6 protein-coding genes and 1 pseudogene are annotated in these 6,920 nt (G+C 71.5%); 3 read left to right on the top strand and 4 right to left on the bottom strand.

What is annotated here, in order from left to right; genetic code table 11:
• A pseudogene (locus tag D7V93_RS34230) lies at positions 1-676 on the top strand (hypothetical protein); the annotation flags it as partial.
• Complete coding sequence (locus D7V93_RS34225; RefSeq protein ID WP_120647376.1) at positions 673-1,182, top strand: arsinothricin resistance N-acetyltransferase ArsN1 family A; 510 nt, start codon at positions 673-675, stop codon at positions 1,180-1,182. The pseudogene D7V93_RS34230 and the gene D7V93_RS34225, both read left to right, overlap by 4 nt.
• On the opposite strand, the gene D7V93_RS34220 is transcribed toward D7V93_RS34225, so the two are convergent.
• The 4 genes from D7V93_RS34220 to D7V93_RS34205 all read right to left on the bottom strand — a co-directional run bounded on the left by D7V93_RS34220 (position 1,183) and on the right by D7V93_RS34205 (position 5,416).
• Complete coding sequence (locus tag D7V93_RS34220; RefSeq protein WP_147451492.1) at positions 1,183-2,613, bottom strand: hypothetical protein; 1,431 nt, start codon at positions 2,611-2,613, stop codon at positions 1,183-1,185.
• A gap of 169 nt (positions 2,614-2,782) precedes the next feature.
• The gene (locus D7V93_RS34215) at positions 2,783-3,718 is read right to left on the bottom strand and encodes a LysM peptidoglycan-binding domain-containing protein (RefSeq protein ID WP_120647374.1); all 936 of its coding nucleotides are present in this window, start codon (positions 3,716-3,718) and stop codon (positions 2,783-2,785) included.
• Positions 3,719-3,821: 103 nt separating this feature from the next.
• Positions 3,822-4,799 (bottom strand): c-type cytochrome, encoded by a 978-nt coding sequence (locus tag D7V93_RS34210; RefSeq protein WP_120647373.1) that lies wholly within the window; start codon positions 4,797-4,799, stop codon positions 3,822-3,824.
• A 41-nt stretch (positions 4,800-4,840) separates the two neighbouring features.
• Positions 4,841-5,416 (bottom strand): hypothetical protein, encoded by a 576-nt coding sequence (locus D7V93_RS34205; protein ID WP_120647372.1) that lies wholly within the window; start codon positions 5,414-5,416, stop codon positions 4,841-4,843.
• Positions 5,417-6,090: 674 nt separating this feature from the next.
• Here D7V93_RS34205 and D7V93_RS34200 point away from each other — a divergent pair.
• The coding region (locus tag D7V93_RS34200) for a glycosyltransferase 87 family protein (RefSeq protein WP_244237677.1) at positions 6,091-6,920 on the top strand (830 nt) is incomplete at its 3' end.

The raw sequence follows: 6,920 nt of genomic DNA, 5'->3' as shown, positions 1-6,920 counted from the left end.
CAACCCTCCGGTCGCCTATGAGCTGGGCCGCAAGCCGCTCGCGCTGCGCGGCGGCCCTGTCACCGTGGACGCCACCGCGCGCCTGTTCGACCATGGCGCCGCGTCCATCATCCTGCGCGTCCCCGTGGGGGACTACGCGGGCAAGGGCGGCCAGAAGGTGCGGCACGCGGCGAAGGAGGCCCTGTTGTCCCTGGGGTATCCGTACGCGCTGGAGCTGCCGCCTGAGCTGCTCGACCCGGCCTCCCCCAAGGACTCGGGCGAGGTCCGGACGGGACCTGACAAGGGCGGGGTGATCGTCACGCTGCTGTCCGCGCTGTACCAGACGCTGCTCTGCGTCCTGGGCCAGCTGCTCGTCGGCTACTTCAAGAAGGACTTCCCGGGGCAGCTCCTGAGTCCCTTCGTCCTGGCCGGGTTGATCATCTGGGTTTCCACCCTGGCTTCCTTCTTCGGCCACAGCCTGGGGAACCGGACCCTGCAGCGCGGTGGCGCGGTGGGGCTGTGGGTCCAGTTCGTGTTCTGGGCGGCGACGACCTTCTTCTCGGTCGTGAGCACCGAGAACCTCGGCGCTGTCCCCTTCGTGCCCTGGCACCTGACGCTGGCGGCCGCCCTCGCCATGCGTCCGGTACCGGAGGCGAAGGAGCCCCCGGCGCCGCAGCTCCCCACGCCCACGCCATGAGCACGACCCCGCTGCCCACGGTGAGGCCCGCGACGCGCGAGGACCGGGCCGCCATCGCGGCCATCTACAACGCGGCCCTCGCCGAGCGCGCCTCCACCTTCGAGACAAGGCCCCGCACGCCCGAGGACATCGACGCGTGGCTGGGCAAGCGCCACCCGGTGCTCGTGGCGGAGGAGGGCGGGCGCGTCATCGCGTACGCGTCCACGGGCGCCTACAGCCCGCGCGAGTGCTACGCGGGCGTCGCGGACTTCAGCATCTACGTGGCCCCGGAGGCCCGGGGCCGGAACGTGGGGCAGCACGTGCTCCAGGCGCTGCTGAAGGAAGCGGAGGCAGCGGGCTTCCACAAGCTCACCTCGCGCGTCTTCGCGACCAACGTGCGCAGCCGTATGCTGCTCGGGCGCCTGGGCTTTCGCGAGGTGGGGGTGCACGAGAAGCACGCTCCACTCGAGGGCGTGTGGCACGACGTCGTGGTGGTGGAGAAGCTGCTGCCCGCGAACGTGCGGTGATCACCGCCGCGAGTCCTCGGCCCATTCCTCGCGGGTCCAGCCCTGCCGTTCGTAGAGGGCGCGGCGCGCCGCGGGGAGCGCATCCCAGGCGATGCCGGGGTCCAGGTCCTTCGGGCGGCTGAAGACGCCGGGGACGTCGCGGCGGAGGGCCTGGCTGGCGTGCTCGGGCGTGAGGCCGCGCAGGCCGTAGCCCAGCTTGAGGCTGGCGTGGTGCTGGCCGGTCCTGTCGGAGAGCTCGAAGGCCACGCCGCCGCCGAACTCCGCGGTGCGGGGGTTGAGGTTCGCGTGCGCGCGGGCATGGGGCCCCGCGCCCAGGGACAGCTCCACCTTGCCCTGCGAGTCACGGCTCACGCTGGCAACGCCCAGGTCGAGCTGGAGCTCCGTCTCGGATTCGCCGTGCGCGTCCGTCATCACCTCCAGGCCCAGGGGCCCTGCCTTCGCGACGACGCCGGCCTGCGTCTGGAGTTCAGGGGGTCCGCGTGAAGCAAGCCGGGCCTCGCTCTTCACTCGGAGCAGGTCGTGGGACGCGCTCGCTTCGGCGGAGAGGAAGGCCCCGGCGGGCTTCTGTCCGGAGAGGACCAGCGCACGGGCGGTGGCCGTTTCGTAGGCCTGGACGAGGGAGCGCTGGGGGCGACCGATGCCCGCCTTCCATTCCGATTCGTAGCGTTCACGGCGCGGGTCGGCCCAGGACAGTCCGAGCATGGTTTCGCGCAGGTCCAGCGCCTGGGGAGGCCCGAGCGAGCGCAGTGCACGGAAGCTGTCCGACTGTCCTACAGCTTCGCCATGGCGTTGCAGATAGGCGTCGTAGGCGAGGACGGCGGCGCGGCCCGTGTCGATGGCGTGGGCATTCACCGCGTCGCGCAGGGCTCCGGGCAGCTTCGGATCATTGACGAAGACCTCCGGTCGTCCCGGCATCCCGAGCGGGCCGGTGACACCACCCGGGCGCCGCTGGAGGACGCCGTTCGACGCGGCCTGGTCGAGGAAGGACTGTCGCGAGGAAGCCTCCAGCCGGGACACATAGGTAGCGAGCAGGCCGTCACGGTCCATGCGCTCCAGCGTGGCGCGGTAGGCGTCACGAGGGACGGATCCGAGCACGGTGTGCGTGGCCTGGACGTCGCTGTCAGTGAGGAGGGGGTTGGACAGGCTGCGCGTCAGGTGTGACTTGAGCGCGGCATCGACGTCCTCTGGGACGGAGGAGGACGGGGGACGCGGCCGGCTGCCCAGTGCAAGCTCGCGGGCGGACACGGCGGGACCCGCGAGGCCGTTGGACGGTGAAGCCACGACGGGAGCCCCGGGCGGACCGGCATAGGTCCGCAGCTCGTTGCGCGTGGACGGAGGCGCGGAAGGCTTCAGCGCCCTGGGCGCATCCGCTTCGTGAAGAGGGCTGTCGGGGGAAACCGGGTGGCTGCCGGAAGAATCGATTCGGGACATCGGGCTCGCTCCGAGAAGGGAGGAGCCCGCCCTGTGCAGTCGGTGCGCCAGCGTCAGGTGCCTGGAATCAGGGTCCCCCTGTCACGGAGGATCCCTCTCCCGGACACCGGATCCCGCCGTGCAGACGGGCGGGAATCACTCGCGCCCGCGTGCGACCGCGCGTCTCCGCTCAGCCCAGCACGCCCTGCGCGCGGCGGTAGTACATCTCGCGGCTGGCCATGCCGTTGTAGCCGCCGTTGATGCGGCGGGTGACCTCGCGGAAGTTGCCCGCGTCCGCGTAGCTGTTCAGGTTGCGCGAACCCCAGTACCAACCCGCGATGCGGAACGCGACGTCCGGATCCTTCGCGCGCTCCGGGTGGCCTTCCAGGTCGATGCCCAGCGCCTTGCCCGCCGCACGGTAGTTGGCGCGGCCCGTGAGCTGGATGGGGCCCCGGCCCTTGTAGCGCTTGCCGTCGCCCGGCTGCGTGTTGCCCAGGTCCTTGCGGCCCTCGTACGCCGCGCCGGAGGCGATCTCCTCCATGTAGCGCAGCTCGCCGCTCTCGTGCGCCAGCTGCGCGAGGAACATCTCCTGACGCTTCGGCGTGTTGATCTTCGCCTCCGCCATCGCCTTGTTCAGGTGCGGCAGGTACTGCTCCGCCTTCGCCTGCGACAGGTTCGGCATGATCTTCCGCAGCTGCGCCACCGACACGCCACCCTTGGTCCCGCCCGTCGCGCCGCCCACCCCGCCCGTTCCACCCGTCGTCGGCGGCGGGTTCGACGTCCCCGTGCCTCCGCTCCGGCCCGGAATCGTGAGCTTCTGGCCCACGTAGATCTTGTTCGGGTTCGAGATGTGGTTGGCCTTCGCCAGCGCGCTCACCGTCGTGCCGTGCCGGCTCGCGATGCCGCTCAGCGTGTCCCCGCTGCGCACCGTGTAGCTGCCCGCCTTGCCCCCACCCTTCGACGGAGCCGCCGCCTGGAACGAGTCCGGCACCGACAGCTTCTGCCCCACGCGGATGAGGTTCGCGTTCGCGATGTGATTCGTCTTCTGCAGCGTCCCCACCGACGTGTGGAAGCGCTGAGCCAAGCCGCTCAACGTGTCGCCGCTGCGAACGGAGTAGGTCGTCACGAATGGAACTCCGGGAAAGTGAGAGACTTGAGCCCGGATTTTCGCGACGCCTGGGAATTAGTTTCCCCGGAAGTCCATCTTTTCAGGTTGTTGAATCAATCCGCTAAGGCTGCATCTTCGAGTCGCGCAGGCGCTGCTGGAGGTCGCGGGCCTCATCGGTGTCGTGCAGCGCGACGAGGCTCTGCACGTAGTACGCGAGCGCCCAGAGGTTCTCCTCCGGGATGGCGCCCTTCCACGACGGCATCGCGGCTCCTCCGACGCCCGCGGCCATGACGCTGTAGAGGTCCTCGCGCTGGGCCTCGGCGGTGTACGGCTGGCCTTCCACGCGGGTGCCCTGGGGCCACACGGTGCGCAGGCGGTGGAAGAGGAAGTCGGGGGGCAGCACCTTGGAGAGCTGCGTGGCCTCTCCCTTCGCGTCCACGGTGAGCGAGTAGTCCGAGTCCCGAGGCATCGCCGTGTACGGATCCACGTTCGCGAGGTTCACCTTGCGGCCGGTGACGGTCTCGGTGAGCGCGGCCAGCTCGGCCCGGGGCAGGTACGCGACGTGGCAGCTGGCGCAGCCCGCGTTGCCCTTGCCGGCCACGTGGTAGACGGTGCGGCCGCGCTCCACGGCCTCGGCGGCGCGGCCCTTCCACGGATCCTCGGACATCGCGAGCGCGACGCCCGGCGCCTCCTGCTTCCAGCGCGGGCTGAAGGTCTTGAGGTACTGCACCACCGCGTCCACGTCCGCCGGGGGCACGTCCCACGCGAACATCGGGGTGCCGTGCAGGCCTCGGCGCAGCGTGCGCTTCAGCGCGTCGTCGGTGGGCAATTCGCCGGCCGCCACGCCGCCGAACTTGTACAGGCCCTGGCGGAAGTTGCGCGGCACGGGGCGCATGCCCGTGCCCGCGGGCCCCTGGCCGTCGCCCTTCTCACCGTGACAGGACACGCAGTAGTGCGTGTAGACGTCCCAGCCGCGCGCGAGCGTCGCCGCGGGGACGGTGGTGCCGTTCGCGAGCTTCAGCGGTTCGAAGGTCGGCGGCTCCTTGCGACACGCGGGGGCCATTGCGCCCAGTGTGAGCACGGCGAGCATGCGGAGCATGCGGGAGGGCTTCGGGATTCGGGGGAGGCAGGGAGCAGGCTTCATGGGAGGTACACCACCGCGAAGAGGACGCCGTACATCACCGTCGTGCACCACCATCCGGGCAGGGCACGCCGCAGCGGGGCCCGAACATCCAGGCCGCGCAAGGTGGCCCGCAGCACCCCGGTGAGCACGACCACCGCGTGCGCGGCCTGCACCGCGGACAGGCCATACAGCGCGGACGCGAAGACGCCGCTGTCGGGGATGCGCAGGTCGCGGTGCCACCACAGCACATGCAGCCAGGCTGCCTGCGTCGCGAGGAACCCCGCTCCGGAGCACAGCACACCGAGGAGCCAGACCCGCGAGGGACGAGGACCGGAGGCGCGTCGGAGCGCGCCGTGCAGCAGCGCGCCGCCTGCGACGAGCAGCACTCCCGCCGCGGTAGGGACGAAGCGTCCCGGGAGCGCGGACGCGGGCGGCCAGAAGCCGCGCATCCGGTAGAAGTTCGCGGCGAAGGCCACCGCGCAGAAGAGCATCACCGCCGCCGCGTGCGCGAGCACCACCCCGAACCACAGGTTGGCCTCGGCGCGCTGGGGGGACGCGGACATCAGCGTCCCGGAGGGGTCGGTCGTGCTCACGGGGGCGACTCTCGCACGCCTGGGCCCGGCGGAAAGCACCGGGGAACCGAGCAGTCCCCCGTTCCTCGGGGAGCCCGAACGGAACGCTGCGCACCGCGCGGAGAACGGGCCAAGCCAGGGAGCACTGCTTGGGAACGGGCTCACTACGTGAAGGCCCCATCACCCGCATGCCTCGTGAGGCTCGACCGTGAATCAACGAGCCCCGCGCGAATGACACGAGCCGCGCCATCAAGGCTCGAAGGACTCCATCGCCCACACGCATCTTCGGGCCCAGCCACGAACCAGCAGGCTCCGCGTGCATGACACGGACCTCTCCATTGAGGCCCCGACGGACCCCATCACCCTCATGCCTCGTGAGGCCCGGCCGTGAATCGGCGAGCCCCGCGTGGAGGACTCGGGCCGCGCTATCGAGGCTCCGAGGGCCCCCATAACCCTCATGCCTCCGAGGCTCCGGGCCTTGCGGTAACGAACACGCGCAGTCCCTGGGCCGCGCCCTGAAGCACCTCGCATCCCTCCGCCCGGAGTCCTCCGGGAAAGAACGCCACGGGCGGACGGGCCGGGAGTAGCCTCGCGGCTCCGCTCCGATGCAACCCGACCCCACTCCGCTCCCGGCGTCGTCCCTTTCCGTCCCCCCGCGCTCCTGGCGGGACCGGATCCCCTGGCCGTTGGTCGTCGTGGCGCTCGGGGGCTGGGTGCTGCGCGCGCTGGCGTTCTTCGATCGCGCGGGCCCGCTCGCCTACGCGATGGACTACGACGAGGGCGTCTACTTCTCCGCCGCGTCGCTCCTCCTGCGCGGCGACCTGCCCTACCGCGACTTCATCTTCGTCCACCCTCCCGGCGCCCTCCTGCTCTGGGCCCCCGGCGCCGCGCTCACCCTCGGGCTCGATGCGGCCACCGCCTACGGAGTGACCCGCTACCTCGCCGCCACCGTGGGCGCCCTCTGCGTGTTCCTCGCGGGTCGCGTCGCCTGGCGCGCCTGGGGGCCCCTCGCGGGCTGCGTCGCCGCGCTCGCCTACGCCGCCTATCCGGAGGCCGCCCTCGTCGAGCGCGGCGCCTTCCTCGAACCCCTGCTCAACGTCCTGTGCCTGGGCTTCGCGAACCTCTGGCTCACCGCCGAGCCCCCCTCGCGCGCGCGGCGCATCGGCGCGGGCGTGCTCCTCGGTCTCGCGGTGTCCGTGAAGCTTCCCGGCGGCCTCTGGCTCGTCGCCGCGCTGCTGGCCCGCCCGTGGAAGGAGTCCTGGCGCGACGGCCTCACGCTCGCACTCGTCGCATTCGCCACGTTCGCCGTCGTCGTGGGTCCCCTCGCCGCGCTCGCCCCGTCCGAGTTCTTCCGCGACGTCATCGCCTTCCAGGCCCTGCGCCCCAGCGACGGTGAGCAGGACCGCTGGCTGCGCCTGCACGACATCCTCCACGAACGCCGGCTGGGCGAGGTCGTGCTCGCCCTCGTGGGCCTCGGGGTCGCCTGCGTCCACGCCTTCCGCGCCCCCACCCCGAGCCCTGTCTC

The sequence above is a fragment of the Corallococcus llansteffanensis genome (assembly GCF_003612055.1).
Classification (GTDB): domain Bacteria; phylum Myxococcota; class Myxococcia; order Myxococcales; family Myxococcaceae; genus Corallococcus; species Corallococcus llansteffanensis.
Note: the sequence above shows the minus strand (reverse complement) of the source record. Positions and strands in the feature narration are given on the sequence as shown.

What these genes read in the sequence shown, in the direction of transcription:
- D7V93_RS34225 (WP_120647376.1), top strand. Translation starts at nt 673, where the DNA reads ATGAGCACGACCCCGCTGCCCACGGTGAGGCCCGCGACGCGCGAGGAC.
- D7V93_RS34220 (WP_147451492.1), bottom strand. Translation starts at nt 2,613, where the DNA reads ATGTCCCGAATCGATTCTTCCGGCAGCCACCCGGTTTCCCCCGACAGC.
- D7V93_RS34210 (WP_120647373.1), bottom strand. Translation starts at nt 4,799, where the DNA reads ATGCTCCGCATGCTCGCCGTGCTCACACTGGGCGCAATGGCCCCCGCG.